The 16,828-nt window shown below is 65.7% G+C and carries 16 protein-coding genes; 9 read left to right on the top strand and 7 right to left on the bottom strand.

Annotated elements, in window-relative coordinates:
• Window positions 1-18: 18 nt before the first annotated feature.
• The 3 genes from EAO78_RS17875 (at window position 19) to ahbB (ending at window position 1,712) form a co-directional block, all read left to right on the top strand.
• Entirely contained in the window at window positions 19-162 is a 144-nt protein-coding gene (locus tag EAO78_RS17875) for a hypothetical protein (RefSeq protein ID WP_162498058.1), read from the top strand.
• 269 nt (window positions 163-431) lie between these two features.
• A complete protein-coding gene (locus EAO78_RS18150; RefSeq protein ID WP_203227854.1) occupies window positions 432-590 on the top strand; it encodes a DUF7317 family protein in 159 nt (52 codons plus the stop codon).
• Window positions 591-647: 57 nt separating this feature from the next.
• Window positions 648-1,712 (top strand): siroheme decarboxylase subunit beta, encoded by a 1,065-nt coding sequence (gene ahbB / locus EAO78_RS08315; protein WP_122105390.1) that lies wholly within the window; start codon window positions 648-650, stop codon window positions 1,710-1,712.
• 156 nt (window positions 1,713-1,868) lie between these two features.
• Here the strand turns inward: ahbB and EAO78_RS08310 are convergent, their stop codons facing one another.
• The gene (locus EAO78_RS08310) at window positions 1,869-3,644 is read right to left on the bottom strand and encodes an excinuclease ABC subunit C (RefSeq protein WP_122105389.1); all 1,776 of its coding nucleotides are present in this window, start codon (window positions 3,642-3,644) and stop codon (window positions 1,869-1,871) included.
• 143 nt (window positions 3,645-3,787) lie between these two features.
• Here EAO78_RS08310 and EAO78_RS08305 point away from each other — a divergent pair, with 143 nt between their 5' ends.
• Window positions 3,788-5,413 carry a methyl-accepting chemotaxis protein gene (locus EAO78_RS08305; protein ID WP_122105388.1) on the top strand — a complete coding sequence of 542 codons (1,626 nt, stop codon included), beginning with the start codon at window positions 3,788-3,790 and terminating at the stop codon, window positions 5,411-5,413.
• Between the two features lie 81 nt (window positions 5,414-5,494).
• A complete protein-coding gene (locus EAO78_RS08300) occupies window positions 5,495-6,889 on the top strand; it encodes a cytochrome P450 (RefSeq protein WP_122105387.1) in 1,395 nt (464 codons plus the stop codon).
• Window positions 6,890-6,933: 44 nt separating this feature from the next.
• Here EAO78_RS08300 and kynU read toward each other — a convergent pair whose 3' ends face one another.
• Together kynU and EAO78_RS08290 are read right to left on the bottom strand one after the other, a co-directional pair.
• On the bottom strand, window positions 6,934-8,337 hold the full coding sequence (gene kynU / locus EAO78_RS08295) for a kynureninase (protein WP_122105386.1): 1,404 nt from the start codon (window positions 8,335-8,337) through the stop codon (window positions 6,934-6,936).
• Between the two features lie 124 nt (window positions 8,338-8,461).
• The gene (locus EAO78_RS08290; RefSeq protein ID WP_122105385.1) at window positions 8,462-9,769 is read right to left on the bottom strand and encodes an MFS transporter; all 1,308 of its coding nucleotides are present in this window, start codon (window positions 9,767-9,769) and stop codon (window positions 8,462-8,464) included.
• Window positions 9,770-9,898: 129 nt separating this feature from the next.
• On the opposite strand from EAO78_RS08290, the gene EAO78_RS08285 reads away from it, so the two are divergent.
• On the top strand, window positions 9,899-11,743 hold the full coding sequence (locus EAO78_RS08285) for a sensor histidine kinase (protein WP_122105384.1): 1,845 nt from the start codon (window positions 9,899-9,901) through the stop codon (window positions 11,741-11,743).
• Between the two features lie 28 nt (window positions 11,744-11,771).
• On the top strand, window positions 11,772-12,095 hold the full coding sequence (gene sugE, locus EAO78_RS08280) for a quaternary ammonium compound efflux SMR transporter SugE (RefSeq protein WP_122105556.1): 324 nt from the start codon (window positions 11,772-11,774) through the stop codon (window positions 12,093-12,095).
• A 13-nt stretch (window positions 12,096-12,108) separates the two neighbouring features.
• Here the strand turns inward: sugE and EAO78_RS08275 are convergent, their stop codons facing one another.
• Together EAO78_RS08275 and EAO78_RS08270 are read right to left on the bottom strand one after the other, a co-directional pair.
• Window positions 12,109-12,702 carry a pyridoxamine 5'-phosphate oxidase family protein gene (locus EAO78_RS08275; protein ID WP_122105383.1) on the bottom strand — a complete coding sequence of 198 codons (594 nt, stop codon included), beginning with the start codon at window positions 12,700-12,702 and terminating at the stop codon, window positions 12,109-12,111.
• 102 nt (window positions 12,703-12,804) lie between these two features.
• Entirely contained in the window at window positions 12,805-13,581 is a 777-nt protein-coding gene (locus EAO78_RS08270; protein WP_122105382.1) for a hypothetical protein, read from the bottom strand.
• 175 nt (window positions 13,582-13,756) lie between these two features.
• Between EAO78_RS08270 and EAO78_RS08265 the strand changes: the two genes are divergently transcribed.
• Window positions 13,757-14,236 carry a type IV pilin domain-containing protein gene (locus EAO78_RS08265; protein WP_122105381.1) on the top strand — a complete coding sequence of 160 codons (480 nt, stop codon included), beginning with the start codon at window positions 13,757-13,759 and terminating at the stop codon, window positions 14,234-14,236.
• A gap of 87 nt (window positions 14,237-14,323) precedes the next feature.
• Here EAO78_RS08265 and EAO78_RS18725 read toward each other — a convergent pair whose 3' ends face one another.
• Entirely contained in the window at window positions 14,324-14,584 is a 261-nt protein-coding gene (locus EAO78_RS18725; protein WP_122105380.1) for a DUF7386 family protein, read from the bottom strand.
• Between the two features lie 401 nt (window positions 14,585-14,985).
• Between EAO78_RS18725 and EAO78_RS08255 the strand changes: the two genes are divergently transcribed.
• Window positions 14,986-15,408, top strand: coding sequence for a hypothetical protein (locus EAO78_RS08255; RefSeq protein ID WP_238987648.1), 423 nt, complete (start codon window positions 14,986-14,988; stop codon window positions 15,406-15,408).
• On the opposite strand, the gene EAO78_RS17680 is transcribed toward EAO78_RS08255, so the two are convergent.
• The gene (locus EAO78_RS17680; protein WP_136516493.1) at window positions 15,389-16,231 is read right to left on the bottom strand and encodes a DUF6414 family protein; all 843 of its coding nucleotides are present in this window, start codon (window positions 16,229-16,231) and stop codon (window positions 15,389-15,391) included. The two genes, EAO78_RS08255 and EAO78_RS17680, sit on opposite strands and share 20 nt — an antisense overlap.
• Window positions 16,232-16,828: the final 597 nt, after the last annotated feature.

Below are 16,828 nucleotides of genomic sequence, written 5' to 3'. Positions count from 1 at the left end.
GTACGCCATGGGCGATGGATGGGTACGCCATGGGCGATGGACGCGTACGGTGGCGTGCGCCCGCGAGCGCCCGACGGGCGCGAGCCGGAACGCGCGAGGGAGGGCGAGGCGACCCGCCGACGGTTCCGGCGGGTCGCAGAGCCCGAGGCTGGGGAGGCGTGAGGCTGCGGTCGCGGGCGGTGCGTGCGGCGAGGAAGACCAAATTCAGCGCTCACACACTGACGACTGCGTCATCACCGATCGCGCGCGACGCGGCGAAGGAGCCCCAACCCCCGATCGTGGCACTCATTACCAAATTAAGATCGATCGAACATACAAAAGGATCTAACAGAAGTGGAATTACAGAACTATTTATGGAATCTAATCTGTGCAATAGGGCTTAATGTCCGATACTATTATATATTTGTCCATCCAAATGTGACTTGACCCTGATGACGTCCAAATCCGTGGCGACCGCACTCACGCTGTATCGTGCCCGCACGCTGACGCTCGAACAGGCCGCCACCGTCGGCGGCTGCTCCGTGGCACAGCTCGAGGAGAGCGCCCGCGCGTTCGCGCCGACGTCTGGTGAGGCTCCCGCTGACGACTGACGCTACCTTTCGCGCCCCTCCGAAACCCGTACGTACACGCGACCCCTTCTACCGGCAATGAGTCTGGACGCCGACTGGCGGGCCGACCTCGACCCGGTCGACGCCGTCCTCATCGACGACTACCAGAGCGACTTCCCCGTCGAGGCGCGCCCGTTCGAACGCGTCGCCGCGCGGATCGCGGCCGAAACCGGCATCGACGTCGACGCCGACGGAGTCCTCGACCGCGTCCGCGACCTCCGCGAACGGGGCGTGTTCCGGCGGTTCGGCGCGGTGCTCAACCCGCCCGTCATCGGCTCCTCGACGCTGGCGGCGGTGCGTGCGCCGGCGGATCGATTCGACGCGATCGCCGAGGTCATCAACGGCTACCGGCAGGTGAACCACAACTACCGGCGGGACCACGAGTGGAACCAGTGGTTCGTCGTCACCGCCGGCTCCCGCGAGAAGCGCGACGCGATCCTCGCGGAGATCGAGGAGCAAACCGGCTGTGAGGTGCTGAACCTCCCGATGCTCACGGACTACTACATCGATCTCGAGTTCCCCGTGGTCAACGGGGACCGGTTCGCGAGAGAGTCGCTTGAGGGAACCGAGGTCTCGGCCACCCGGATCTCCGAGGACGCTCGTGGCGACCTGAGCGCGCTCGAGGCCGACCTCCTCGTGGCGATCCAGGACGGTTTCCCGCTGTCGGCGACCCCCTACGCCGACGTGGCGAGCGAGATCGACGCCCCGCTCGACGACGTGCTCGCCGCGGTCGACCGACTGCTCGTCGACGGCTGTATCAAGCGCATCGGCTGCGTCGTCAACCACGTCGTCACCGGCTTCACGAACAACTGTATGGTGGTCTGGGACGTGCCAGACGACGAACTCGACGCACGCGGCGAGGCGGTCGGGAGCCTCCCGTACGTCACCCTCTGTTACCACCGACCCCGCCGTCCCGAGCAGGGGTGGACGTACGACCTGTTCACGATGATCCACGGTCGAGAGGCCGAGGCGGTCGACGCGAAGATCGACGAGCTCGCCGCGGAACACCTCCCGTTCGAGCACGAGCGGCTCTACTCGACCGAGACGCTGAAACAAACCGGGGCGCGGTACGACGAACTCGTCGCGAACGAGAACGACGCCTGAGCACCCACCGACTCGAGAGGCGAGCGTTTATGCCCGAAGCCGCGGCCACCGCCCTCGTGGCCTGATCGAGGCCCGGAACGGGAGGCGGTCGTGCGGCGGTCGTTCCGGGACGGTGACGCGTCGCCTGTTCGCCATTACCGACGACCGGGAGGCCCGCTACAATCGTTCCCGAAGCCGTCGGGCCGTCGTGTCGCCGACGCCCTCGACGTCGGTGAGGTCCTCGAAGGAGGCGTCACGGACGTTCTCGACCGATCCGAACCGTCGGAGCAGTCCCCTCCGCGTCTCGGGACCGACGCCGGGGACGTCGTCGAGAACCGTCTTCACCTCGTCGCGGACGGTCTGGTGGTACTGGACGGCGAAACGGTGCGCCTCGTCGCGGACGCGCTGGAGCAGGTGGAGCTCCGGCGCGTCGTCGGGCCACCGCAACGGGCCGTCCGGCGTCACCACCAGCTCCTCGGCCTTCGCTAAGGCGATCGCCGGCACGTCCCAGCTGACCTCCGCGAGCGCGTCGCGAGCCGCGCCGAGCTGTCCCTCGCCGCCGTCGATCAGAAGCAGATCCGGATCCGGTCGGTCGTCACGGTTCTCGACCGCTCGAGTCGCGCGCCAACGGAGCAGTTCCCGCATGTTGGCGTAGTCGTCGTTGCGGTCGGTGAGCTTCTTCCGGCGGTACTCGCTCGTCCGCGCGCTCCCGTCGATGAAACAGACGTTCGAGCCGACGACGGCGGTCCCGGACGCGTGACTCACGTCGAACCCCTCGACCCGCGCCGGGCGGTCGATCCCGAGGCGGTCGGCCAGCGCGCCCACGGGATCGTCGCGTCCGCCGCGTTTCCGGGCGTTCTTCAGCGCGAGCTCGACGAGCTTCGCCTCCCGCCCGGCGCCCGGAACGCGGACCGCGACGCCCTCGCGTTCGAGCCACTCGACCACGTCGGCGTCGGCGGGACGCTCCGCGAGGAGCACCGCGTCGGGGAACTCACGCTCGGCGTAGTACTGGGCGAGAAACGCCGAGAGCACCGCCGCCGGCGTGTGAGCGTCGTCGTCGACGACTTCCTCGGCGTCGTCGACCGCCGCCTCGATCGTCGGGGTGTCGAGCCGGTGTCGACTCCGGTCGACGAGCTGGCCGCGCTCGCTGTGAAGCCGAGCGACTCGAGCGGTCTCCCCTTCGACGACGGCGGCGAGCACGTCGACGGTGCGGTCGTCGTTGCGGTCGCTCACCGCCTCGCCGCCCTCGCCGTGGAACGCCTCGACGGCCTCGAGCCGGTCACGGAGGTTCGCCGCGCGCTCGAACTCGGCGTTCTCCGCGGCCGCCTCCATCCGGCGGCGGAGCGGGTCGGCGAGCGCGCCCGTCTCGCCCTCGAAGAAGCGTCGTGCGGCGGCGACGTCCTCGGCGTAGCTCTCGGGGTCGATCTCGCCGGTACAGGGGGCCGAGCAGATCCCCATCTCGTAGTCGAGACAGGGCCGGTCGCGGTTCGCGTACTTGTGGTCCGAACAGCCGCGGAGCCGGTACTCGTCGCGGATCGCCTTCACGATCGTCTCGACGCGGCCCTTGTTCGTGAACGGGCCGTACGCGACCGCGCCCTCCTCGGGGTCACGTGTGATCTCGACCCGCGGGACTTCGTGATCGGAGAAGGCGACGAGCGGGTAGGACTTGTCGTCCTTCAGCCGGACGTTGTACCGCGGCCGAAGTCGCTTTATCAGGTTGGCCTCGAGCAGCAGCGCCTGCGTTTCGGTGTCCGTGACGGCGAATTCGACGCGATCCGCCCGCTCGACCATGCCGCGGATCCGGGCCGATCGCGGGTCGGCGTACGATCGGACCCGGTCCCGAATATCGACCGCTTTACCGACGTACAGCGTGGTCTCACCGGATCGAAACTGGTACACGCCGGGTTCCGTCGGGAGGTCGCCCGCACGGGCTCTCACGACGTCAGAGTCCATCGCTGACACGTAGCCGTCGGACGCGCTTGAACGCTGCGGGCGGAACCGCAGCACCGAAGCGATCCGCGATTCTCACGTGAGTATCAGATCTGATTCTCCAAGGGAGGACCTTATATAGGCGGTTCGGCGAGGGGGAAGTGAACATGACGGGATTTCGAGGTCTCCTCCGCCGCGTGCTCGGAGGAGATCGAAACTCACGATCGCTCCCGGACGGTGGCGTCGTCGTTGACGGGTCATCGGATGAGGACCTCTCGGAGGCGGACGCGGGGATCGGATCGGAGGAACGAACGAACGAGGGACGCGGCGTCACCGACGAGGACGGCGTCGATCGAGCGGAGACGCTCGAGCGAGCCGGCTTCGAACAGGTGTTCGACGCCACGAGCGTCCCGACGTTCATCCTCGATCGTGAGGGTAGCGTCGTCGAGTGGAACGAGTCGATAGCCACACTCACCGGCGTGGATCGTGAGGACGCGGTCGGTTCCGGACACGTCTCCGAGCTGTTCTATCCGGACGGCCGCCGGGCCGACACGCTCGCCGACAAGGTACTCGACGCGCCGGAGGACGCGGACGAGGCGTACGGCGTCGAACGTCCCGACTCGGCCCGGAACCGCTACCGCGACTCCAGTACGATGGTCGACCGCCACGGCGACGAGCGACACATCGAGTTCACCGCGACGCCGCTGTACGGTGACGACGGCGAACTCGTGGGGGTCACCGAGGTCGTTGTCGACCGAACGGAGAACGTCGAGGGACGGAAGGCGACCGCGGCGCTGATATCCGAGATCCGAGGGACCGCCGAGGCGATCGGCGAGGGTGATCTGGAGGCTCGGATCACTCGTGAGGAGTCCTTCGAACGGCTCGACGACGACCTGCTCCGGGTCGTGGACGCGGTCGACGGGATGGCCGAGAACCTCGAGGAACTCTCTCGGAGCGTCCACGAGCAGGCTCGCGAGATCGACGACACCGTCGAGGAGGCGAGCGAGGCGGCGGGCGAGATCGCGACCAACGTCGACGAACAGAACGAACTGTTGGCGGAGGGCGTCGCGGAGATGCAGTCCTTCTCGGCCGGCATGGAGGAGGTCGCCGCGACCGCCGATCAGGTCGACGCGGCGGCCTCGAACGCCAGGGAGGCCGCCGAGGAAGGGCTCGACGCCAGCAGCGACGCTCGCGAAGCGACCGAGGACGTGGTCGATATCGGCGACGAGCTGGTCGACAGCGTCGGCGCGCTCTCGGACCGGATGGACGACATCGAGGAGGTGATCGAAGTGATCTCGGACGTCGCGGAACAGACCAACCTGCTTGCTTTGAACGCCAACATCGAGGCCGCCCGCGCGGGCGAGGAGGGTAACGGATTCGCGGTCGTCGCGGAGGAGGTGAAGAAGCTGGCCGACGAGACCCGCGGACACACCGAAGCGATCACCGATAGCCTCGCCGAGCTTCAGGCGCAGTCGGACGAGACGTCGGCGGCCGTCGAGCGCTCGCACGAACGGATCGAGGACGCGGGCGAGGAGATAGAGACGGTTCTCGACTCGCTGTCGGAGATCGCCGACGCGGTCGACGAAGCGGCCGACGGCGTCGCCGAGGTCGCGCGGACGACCGACGATCAGGCGGCGACCGTCGAGGAACTCACCGCGACCCTCGAGAGCGTCCGCGACCGTTCGGACCGGACGGAGTCGGCGACCGAACGGATCGTCGACGCGACCGACGACCAGGAGGCCGCGGTGGCGGAGCTGATAGCGCGCGTCGAGCGGCTCGACGCCGCTCGCTGACGGCGACGAAACGCTCCTTTTCCGGATCGGTCGAAACACGGGCTGCCGAACGTTTAACACCGTTCAGGCCCCAGAAATCGTATGTCCGCCACGCCGCCCGGACCGGTCGGGGATCCCCTCTTCGGCAACGGCCGCCAGTACGCCGACGATCCCTTCGGTTTCATGCGCGCCTGCGCCGACAGCTACGGCGACGTCGTTCGGTTCGACCTCGGACCGCGCGAGACGTACCTACTCACGAACCCCGACGACATCGAGCGGGTGCTCGTCGCGGAGGCGGAGCGGTACCGCAAGCCGCAGTTCGGCGACGACGCGATGGGGACGCTGCTCGGCGAGGGACTGTTGTTGAGCGAGGGTGAGACGTGGCGTCGACAGCGGCGGCTCGCGAACCCCTCGTTTCACAGCCGTCGGATCGGCGCGCTCGCGGGGACGATGGTCGAGCACACGGCGTCGCAGATCGCCGAGTGGGAGGACGGCACGGTCGTCGACGTCCAACTCGAGATCGCACGACTCACCGTCCGGATCATCGTTTCGGCGATGTTCGGTGCGGACGTTACCGACGAGGAGGTCAGGACGGTCCAGGAGAAGCTGGAGCCGCTCGGCGCGCGGTTCGAGCCGGACCCGCGCCGCTTCCTGATCCCGAACTGGGTGCCGACCCGCGAGAACCGCGAGTTCGCCGACGCCGTCGACACCCTGGAGTCGGTGATCGACGGGATCGTCGAGCGACGACGGGGAACCGAACGCGATCCCGCGGTGGACCCGGCGGGTTCCGAGGGAGTCGCCGTGGGCGGTCCGCCGGGCGACCCCGACGGCGACGTGCCGATGGACCTGCTCTCCGTCCTGCTCCGCGCTCGCGACCGCGGCGAGCAGACCGACGAGAACCTGCGCGACGAGCTGGTGACGATGCTTCTGGCCGGCCACGACACCACGGCGCTCGCGTTGACCTACACGTTCTACCTCCTCTCGAAGCACCCGGCGGCCCGCGAACGCGTGGAGCGCGAGGCCGCGGCCGCGACCGCGGACGGCCCGCCGGACGCCGCGGACGCCCGGGAGATGACGTACACGGGTCGGGTGCTCTCGGAGTCGATGCGGCTGTACCCTCCGGTCTACACGCTGTTCCGCGAGCCGAAGCTCGACGTGAAGATCGACGGCTACCGGATCCCCGAGGGGTCCGCGCTGATGTGCTCACAGTGGGTCGTTCACCGCTCGCCGCGGTGGTACGACGATCCGGACACCTTCGATCCAGGTCGGTGGGAACCCGAGCGCCGGAGCGCGCGTCCCCGCTTCGCGTACTTCCCGTTCGGCGGCGGGCCGCGCCACTGCATCGGGAAGGCGTTCTCCCTCCTGGAGGCGAAGCTCATCCTCGCATGCGTCTGCTCGCGCTACGCGCTCGACTACGAGGGCCCCGACCTCTCGTTGCGCGGGTCGCTGACGATGCATCCCGACCACCCGGTGCCGATGCGGATCCGCGAGAAGTGAGGTCGCTCCGTTCCTCGAGCCCCGGTTTCGTCCTTCCGTCCTCGTTACGTCACGCCGCCCTCACTCGCCGCGTACTCCTCGTGTGCGCCGGCGTCGAGGATCGCCTCGATCCGGTCGACCACCGCGAGCACGTCCGCGAAGGCGGTGTAGGGCGCGGCCGGACACACGCGCACGACGTTCGGCGGCCGGAAGTCGACGACGACGCCCCGGTCCGTCAGCGCCCTGCTCAACCGTTCGGCGTCGGGATGCTCCAGGGCGACGTGGCCGCCCCGTGTGTCGCGGTCGCGGGGCGTCCCGATCGCCACCTCGGGGAGGCGTTCGTCGACTAAGGCGATCAGGAGGTCGGTGAGCGCGAGGGATTTCGCCCGGATCCGTTCTATTCCCGCCTCGCGTAGCGTCTCGACTGCGCCCTCTAGGGGGGCCGCCGCGAGCAGCGGCGGGGTTCCGATCTGCCACGCGCCCGCGGAGTCCGCGGGCGTGTACGTTAGGTTCATCTCGAACTGCGTCGCCTTCTCGTGGCCCCACCACCCGGCGAGCGCGGGCGTGAGCCCGTGGTGGCGCTCGGCGACGAACAGCGCGCCGAGCGCGCCCGGTCCGGCGTTGAGGTACTTGTAGGTACACCACACCGCGAAGTCGACGCCGGCGTCGTCGAACGCGTGCGGTACCGCCCCGACGGAGTGGGCGGCGTCGAACCCCGCGTACGCGCCGGCGTCGTGGGCCGCCTCGGCGATCCGCGCCACGTCGAACAGCTGCCCGGACCGGTAGAGCGCGGTCGGCATGAAGACGATCCCCACGTCGTCGTGTTCCTCGAGTACGGCCTCGACGTCGGCGGGATCGATCGTTCGACCGTCCCGGCTCTCGACGACTCGGAGCTTCTCGTCGGGGTCGATCCCGCGCTGGCGCAGCTGTGCCCGGATCGCGTAGTGGTCGGAGGGGAAATCGAGTTCGTTGACCAGCACCGCGGGCTCGACGTCCGGGTCCCAGCTCCCGTCCGCGGCGGCACTGTCGGCGCGGTCCGGTCCGTTCCCGGCGAGCAACTCGTCCAGGAACGTCCCCACGAGCGTGTGTACGTTCACCGTGATCGAGTTTCCGATGACGACCTCCTCGGGTGCCGCCCCGACGAGCGGCGCGAGCGCCGCCCCGATCCGCTCGCCGACCTCGAACCACGGCGGGTCGGCGTCGGTCCACCCGCCGATCAGGTGCTCGCGCCACTCGTCGACGACGCGGTCGAGGCTCGCGAGCGCGGCGTCGCTCGCGGGGCCGAGCGAGTTGCCGTCCATGTACAGCCCGTCGTCGGGGGTGAAAAAGCGGTCCGCGAGGCCGGAGAGCGGGTCGTCCGCGTCGAGCCGGGCGGCGGTCTCGACCGGGTCCGAGCCGAACCCGCCACCGTCGAGCACCGCCTTCGCGGGGGCGTACGGGTCGTCCCCCACGCCGTGTGAGTCGTCCATACGGGGAGGGACGCCGCCGTCGACTAAGCCCTTCCGGGGGTCGCTCGGATCGCCGATCCGACTCCGGTAGTCCAGTTCCGGTAGTCCGGTGTCGGCACCTCAGTTCCGGCGGCCACGCCGCGGCTCACTCCCTCGACTCGCCGAACCGGTGGACGGAACCCGAGGCGAGCGCGCCGCAGACGGCGATCCCCGCGAGCACGAGGAACAGCTCCCGGGTACCCGCGACCGTGAGAACGTAGCCGGCGAGCCCGGCCCCGAGGGAGCCGACGCCGAAGATCCCGAGGTAGGTGTATCCGAACGAGAGCCCACGGGTTCCCGGCGGGGAGTAGGCCGCGACGGTCGCCTGCGAGAGCGGCTGTACCGTGAACAGCGCGACGCCGAGCAGTCCCGAGACGAGCAGGAACGACCAGACCCGTCCGGTCGCCGGCACGAACGACAGCGCGAGGAGGGCGAGTATCGACATGAGGTACATGAGCGCTCGCTCCGGCGGCATCCGGTCGGCGATCCGTCCGCCGAGGTACTGGCCCGGCACGCCCACCATCAGGATCGCGACGTAGAGGTACCGGGCCGGGTCGAACTCCTCGGCGTAGGGCCCCTCGGGGTCGACGAGTTGGAGGTCGGCGAACCCGCCGAGCGTGTCGCCGAGGAGGTCGGGAAGGAACGTCAGAAACGTGCGGTAGTAGAGGCCGCTGAACGTGACGAACACCAGGACGAGCCCGAACCCGAGCGTCAGGAGCACCCGCGTGTCGTCGAGGAAGCCGGCGAACCCGTTCGGACTCGTGTCGGGGGCGTCGACAGTAGCGTCGTCGGAGCCGTCGGCGGCGACATCGGCGTCGTCGCCGTCCCTCTCGCCGGCCCCGTCGTCGCCGGCGGCCACGAGTGCGGACTCGACGTCGACGGTGTAGCCGTAGGCGGCGACGAGGAACGCCGGGACCGTGAGCAGCGCGGCGACGACCCGCCAGTCGAACGCGACGAGCAGCAGGACCGCCGCGAGCGGGCCGAGCGCGATCCCGAGGTTGCCGCCGATGCCGTGGTAGCCGAGCGCGGTTCCACGGCGCTCGACGGCCTTCGAGAGCAGCGAGAGGCCCGCGGGATGGTAGACGCTGGCGGTGACGCCCCACACCGCGAGCGCGACTGCGAGCACCGGGAGGCTCGGTGCGGCCCCCACGAGCAGGAACGAGCCGCCCATGCCGAGCAGACACGCGAGGATGACCGGCTTCGAGCCGAAGCGGTCGACGACGACCCCCCCGGGAAGCGCGCCGACGCCGAAGAGGCCGTAGCCGACCGTGACGAGCGCTCCCAGGGTCGCGGCCGTGGTCGAGAACTCCGCGATCCACACCGTGAGCAGGATCGGAATGGACAGCTCGTAGGTGTGGACGAGCCCGTGGGAGCTCGCCGTGAAGGCGACGATGCGTCGCTCGTTCGCGTTCATGTGGATCCGCAGTTCTCCGGGTGCGGGGATAATCCCGTGGGTAGGTGACGGAGTTGCCGGGACGGCGAAGTCGTGCGGTTTCAGTATCACAATCGTTTTGACGACGTGTGGCGAAACCCGGGTTCAGTGATGGACTGGGTCCTGCTCAGTCACGTGGCGGTCTTCGCCGTCTCCGCCCTCGCCTGCGTGGCGAGTCTCCCGCGCGTGCGACGCATCCGGCACGCCGACACTCGCCGAGGGCTCGCCGGACTCCTCCTCTCCGTCGCCGTCTGGTCGGTCGGCTACGTCGGGTACCTGCTCGCCCCGACGGCCGCCGGCAGTACCGCTTGGTACACGGTCGGGTTCGTGTTCGCGTTCGTCGCGGTCGGCGCGTGGCTGTACTTCTGTGCCGCCTACACCGGCCGGCCGCCGCGGCAGGCGCCGTACCGAAACGTCGCCCTCGCCGTGTTCGGGCTCCTCACCGCGCTCAAGATCACGAACCCGTTACACGAGCTCTACTTCACGACCGCGTGGACGACGGAACCGTTCACCCACCTCGAGATCCGCCATCAGGTGCTCTACTGGCTCGTTCTCGGGTTGTCGTACGTCGTTATCGGCGTCGGCTTCTTCATGTTGCTCGAGCGGTTCCACTACACGGGTGCCGACAGCCGTCCGCTCGTGGTCCTGGTCGCCCTCACCGGGATACCGGCAGTCGCGACGGTCTTCGGTGACCGGGTGGAGTGGTTGCTTCCGCTGATGTACGAGCCGCCCGGGGTCGCGATCTTCGCGGTCGGGACGCTCTTCGTGTACCACGACCGCCTCGAGACGATCCGACTCACCGGGACGTCGGACAAGCCGGCGATCTATCTCGACCGGGAGGACCGAGTCCTCGATTACAACGTGTCGGCTCGGCGGATACTCCCGTCGCTCGAGGAGTCCGTCGGGGAGCCGATAGGCTTCGTGAACGCCTCCATCGCGGAACGGCTCGACGGGGGTGGCGTGTGTACGCTCGAACACGCGGGGGACTCTCGAGAGGGGGACTCCCGGGAGGGAGGCACCCGGGACGAGGGAGTCCGTTTCTACGAGGTGACGTCGACGCCGTTCACCGCCGGCGACGTCCCGACGGGACGGTTGGTGACGATCACGGACGTGACCGACCGGGAGGCGTATCGTCGTCGTCTCGAAGTGCGGACGGAACAGCTCGAGACGCTGAACCGCGTCGTCCGCCACGACATCCGCAACGACATGGCCGTGATCCTCGGCTGGATGGAGACGTTCCGAGGTCGCGTCGACGACGACCTCGAGGCGGTGCTCGACCGCGTGTTACGCAAGGGGAACGACGTCGTGGAACTCACCGAAACCGTCCGGGACTTCACCGACGCGTTGTCCGAGGAGGGAACGGTCGACCTCCGCCCGGTCGACCTCCGGTGGTCGGTCGAGTCCGAGCTGGAGGCCGTCCGGGAGACGTTCCCGGAGGCGACGTTCCGGCTCGTCGACGACGCCGGAACCGCCCACGTCAGAGCGAACGGGATGATATCGTCCGTCCTCCGGAACCTCCTCGAGAACGCGGTTCGACACAACGACGAGGGGATCCCGGAGGTCACGGTCGCCATCGAGGGACGGGGCGAAACGGTCCGCCTCGAGGTCCGGGACAACGGCCCCGGGGTTCCCGACGAGCGAAAAGAGGCGGTCTTCGGGAAAGGCGAGAAGGGACTGGACAGCCCCGGAACCGGGATCGGGCTGTACCTCGTCCACGTGCTGGTACGACAGTTCGGCGGCGACGTGTGGATCGAGGACAACGAGCCGAAGGGCGCGACCTTCGTCGTCGAACTCCAGCGGGCGGATCTCACGGGGAGCGAGGACGAATCCAGCGAGGACGACCCTGCGGCGGACGACGAGGACGGTGGGGCTGCCGAGGACGGCGGAGGTGCCGGGGACGGCGGAGACGACGCTCCCGGCGACCCGTCGTCCCGCGACCGGGACCCGAACCTATAGCGCGGTCGGGCCGGAACTCCGATCCGACATGTCGTGGTACCTCCTGATCCTCGCCGGATTGTTCGAGATCGGGTGGGCGATCGGGCTCCAGTACTCCGAGGGGTTCTCGAAGCCGGTCCCCACGCTCGGGACCGCCGTCGCCATCGTGATCAGCATGGTGCTCCTGGCCCGAGCCGTCGAGGACCTCCCCGTGGGCACGGCCTACGCGGTGTGGACGGGCATCGGGGCCGTCGGCACCGCGTCGCTCGGCGTCGTCCTCTTCGACGAGCCGGCCACGCTCGCCCGCGCCGGGTGTATCGGGCTGATCGTCGTCGGCATCGTCGGGCTCCATCTGGCGTCCGGCGGGCACTGAGGTTCGCGGCCGATCAGTCGTCGTCCGATCCCCCGTCGTCCCGCTCGACCCCGTCCAGATCGTAGGCGTCCGGGTGGTCGGGCTCCTTCCAGCCCTCCTTGCCGCTCCACGAGTCGACATCGAGGCGGTAGACGGCCGTTCGATCGATGGACTCCGTCGCCATCTCCTCGTAGTCCTCGCCCGGCGTCAACTGGGGCGCGAACTTCCCCATGAACCGTTGGAGGACGCGTCGTTTCTCCGGTCGCTCCGCGACGAAATCGACGGTCCCGTAGGCGACGACGCTCGAGTACTCCACGGTGAAGTTCACCGGCTCGTCGGCCGGGACGTACCGACCCTTCTCGCTCGTCGTGAAGGTCGCGTTCGGCTCGTCGCCGTCCTCGACGAGGTCGTGCGCCCGCCCGGCCTGTGCGCCGTGGAGGTAGATCGCGCCCGCCTCGGGGTCGTAGACGAAGAGCTGCGTCACGAGGTGCGGCGTGTCGTCGTCGACCAGCCCGAGCACGCCGGCCTCCTGATCGGCCAGGAACTCCGGGATCCACGCCGGGTCGTCGATCGCCTTTCCCCCGTACCGGATGTCGTCGGAGACGTCGGTCGGCGTGCGTTCGGTCATGCGGACCGATCGGGGTGGCGTTCGTAAAGTCTTACCGTGACTCACGGACGACCGGGGTCGGGCGTACCTCGCCGGCGACTTACCGCCGTCGAACTCGAATCGCTACGCGGCAGCGAGCGCGCGGACTGCATCCGCCGAGATCGTGACGGTCCCGTTCCCCACGGTCACCGTCTTCCCGGTCACGTCCGCCAGTAGCTCCCGCAACCCACGCAGATACGCCTCCGATCGGTCCTCCTGGATCACCATGGTCCGCTTTTCCGGATATTCGGCCGCCCGATGAGCGACGTAGACCCGGGCGAACGACTCCCGCACCTCCCCCGGAACGTCCCTCACGACCGCGGGGAAGCTTTCGAGACCGACCTTCTCGCCGGCCGGAGCCCCCATCGTGACGAGACACCGACCGAGGACCGACGCGTCGGTGGCGGGGACGACCTCGGTGGCCCGTCCGTCCGCGTCGTCGTTACGGACGATCGTCCCGACGCCGACGCGATCGAACGCCTCCCGGATCCCGTCGAGATCGACGCGGCGGGCGGTAGCCACGGCGGGAACGAACGTGTCGGCGGCGATGCTCCCGCCCGCGAGGACGTGCGCGAGCAACTCGACGAGCCCTGCCGCCGTCTCGCCGTCGGGATCGGGGTCGATCCACCCGTGAGCGATGGCGGCCTGGATGCCGCGGACGGGGTCGGGCATCCCGCCGTTGATCCACGCACGGACGCGGCTCGGCGGGAGCTCGAGGGCGTTCCCGACGCGCGTCCGGCCGTGTTTGGGGTGGTCGGCGGCGTACTCACGAACGCGTCGGTAGTCGAGGACCTTCTCCCACGGGTCCGCGTACTCACGATCGCTGTAGGTCCGCGCGAGGGCCCGGGCCGTGGGGGACATGTACAGTGATCCAATCGGTTCGCGTTTGAACGTACCGAACTAATATTCAAGACTGAGATTCAGGACATCAAGTATATATACGGAACGTCCTTCCTTTCAAATAGCCAGCAACCCGACCGACGCGCCTCAGGGGGATTCCCGGGATCGCGCCCGTCGGCCCCAGCTGGGTTCAATCATGAAACCAAGCAACCTGTTCAACTCAGACGACCGCGCCGTGAGTCCTGTTATAGGGGTCATACTCATGGTCGCTATTACCGTCATCCTGGCCGCCGTCATCGGGACGTTCGTGCTCGGGCTCGGGGACTCGCTCGGAGACAGTCAGCCGACGGCTCAATTAAGTGTCGATGTTAACGAAGACAGTGCTGCTAACTCAGCCACAGTTAGTATTGAGCACACCGGTGGTGACTCTCTTGAGTCAGACACGGTTAGAGTAATTGTTGATGATACTGGAAATGACACTAGTTCTGACGGCGTGATTGATCAGCGTCTATCTGTCGGAGATAGTGTCGAAACTGACTCTTTCGGTGGAGATACCACCGCTATCGGCGAAATTCGTGTTAGATTGATCCATACCCCAAGCGACTCGATCCTTTTAGATCGTACGTTTGATGTCAACGATCTCCAGTACGACACCGATACCGATCTCTTCGCATAGTAAGCGTCTCTAATTTCAGTCCTATTCTGTTATTGAAGTCCGATAATTGATGTATTAGTGAGCTACTGGATACGAAACGGTCCGATTCTAAGACCGCCACCGACTTTCGATTCGCGTCCGGTACCGCAACCTGATAACATCGGTATTGAACCGTTGGATTGTCACGGGATCTAATTCATCACGGGCGTCACCCATGTTCCTATTGGACTGAATCAGATGCGCAAGCGCAGCATCAATCACCACGCTCATCGGGGGATCATCGTCGGGACCATTCGCCACGATCTCGCTCGCCTTTTCCAACTGTCGCTCTCGTTCGTCAGTGATCTTGAGACTGGTTCGGCGGCTCATTTATACCACGCTGTATGTACCGGGGTCGCGATCCCGCCGATCTCGGCTGACTGAACCGGTCCGTGTTGAAGTAGTGCGAACTGCTCGACCACGATCGCGACGACGGCCACCCACAACACAACCGATTTCTATGTACTTCGACAGTCCTCGAGGACCACCGAAGTACATAGATCGCGGTTCGGCGATACATCCAGGTCCGAACCCACGGGGTCGGTCCGAGATCCCCCTTCCGGCGGGTTTCACGCTCGCCCCACGAGTTCGATCAACGAGGGGACTTCCCCGTCCTCGGGGAACCGCACGAGGTACGCGCGCTCCCCGACGCGTTGAGTGTGTGCGTCCGCCTCCTTGATCGATCCGCGTCGCCGACGAGATCTCCAATCGCAACCCAAACGAGGATCGACATGAGCTACGACCCGGCGATCGTCGGTCGATACGGAAACCTCGTCGAGAAGTGGGCGGCGAAAAAGTATCCGCTCGAGCTCGATTATCCGATGGTGGACGGGCTCACGTTCGACGCGATCGACGAGAAGGGCCGCCCGTGGGACGTGACGGGCTCGATGACCAACGACGTCCGACCGACGTTCAAGCTCTGGGAGGACCAACACGAGACGCTGGTGGACGCTGACGGCGGGCGCTCGGGTGGTACCGGACGGAGGGACGGAAGGTTACGGTCGTGTCTTCGCGGACGGTTCGCCCTCGGGATCTGGAGGTCTCTAACTGGACAAACCCGGGCGAGACGCACTATCGGAGTCATTCGTGGGAGGCGCAGATACTCGAATCAAAGCTCCGATTGTAAGATTAGTTTCACCAATATACGGCAATAGGATCGATCACAGCAGTGCGTCCTTTTACAAAGAAATCTTCATTTCCCATCGAAATATTCAATTTGTTAGACACGTTTCTAACATCGTCTCGGAAATTCTCAACTGAATCTTCACCTTCTGGAAGAAAACGCGAAGCAATATTCATCGCATCAATTGGATCCCACCTATCGTTTCTTGGGATACATCGATTTACTCTACCAAAAACAGTAAAATTTGTGTTCTCAAGAAAGGCTCTTCTTGCTGGTGTTCTCATTCCGTTCTGTTTTAATGATGTACAATAAACTTCTTCGTCGGTCTCCAATCGAAGAGGCATTTTAGATCCTAAGAACTCCTTTACCATCGTAGATAATGCCTCCATCTCATTGATCTCTTGTTCCTGATATGGTGCTTCTTGATTTAGTGTTTGTAACGAATTCTTGAGGTTATCGTTAGCAAGTGTTTGAAAGGCCTCTACAGCAATTTGAATTTTGAAAATTGACATTGGATATACTTCTGCTTCAATTTTGACTACATCGCCCCGATTCAGCCGTCTCACATCTGGATTTGTATATATGTCAATATCTATGTCTTCCAGTTCATCGAGTAAATCTTGAAATCGATATGGAGCAGTTATGTCTAACCTTGTTTCTACTTGTTTTCGACTGAGATCACCATACTGACCGCCAGCCTGGATTCCCAAGAGGTTCCCTCCTGCTTCTCCAGATTTTTCAGTTTGATTCTCTGATGCGTGGGTAATCTCCGCAGGAATTCCTTTTCCAAGTGATGAGAGATTGTTATTCAATCGCTCATTATCAAGATAGATGAATTCTCGTAGTTGGGGCATATATTCTGTATTCTCTACTATATTTTAGTCATTTCTGTGATCGCTAACTCTGAGCGGAGTTGAGTGATATTATTTTAACGATAGACAGTCGTTCTCGCCAAAACGGGGCGGTACCTTAGAATCTGTGAGCCACACCCCTAACACGCGGCCGACCCCCCAGGGTCGATCTGAGCCCACCGATCAACGTCTCCGGACGAGATCGCGCTCGTGTTGCGGTCGCGATCGACGTCGAGCTGGGTGAGTAGCTTCAACCACGACTCGCCCGCCAAGTTCCCCATCGCCACCCCGAGCCGGGCGTCCCGTTCGTTTCACCACGGATCAGTGCGACGGGATTCGCGGTGAACTCTCTCAACGGGATCGGGATCGTGTATAGATACGTTGAACCGAAACCGACGAGAGACGACCCTTCGGTCCTGAGGAGTCGAGTAAAACCCGGATGGACTCGCGGGGGTCCCGTGAGCGGAGCGAACGGGACCAAGCGAGTGAACGAACGAAGTGAGTGGACTCGCGGGGATTTTGAACCGAAACCAGACGTGCTCGCTCGCTCCGCTCGCTGCGCGCGACTGGTAGGGTTCAAATCCCCGCTCGTTACAGTGT

The sequence above is a fragment of the Halobellus captivus genome (genome assembly GCF_003697845.1).
GTDB classification, from domain to species: Archaea; Halobacteriota; Halobacteria; order Halobacteriales; family Haloferacaceae; genus Halorubrum; species Halorubrum glutamatedens.
The sequence above is the reverse complement of the archived record's forward strand: the minus strand, read 5'-3'. Positions and strand labels throughout refer to the sequence as shown.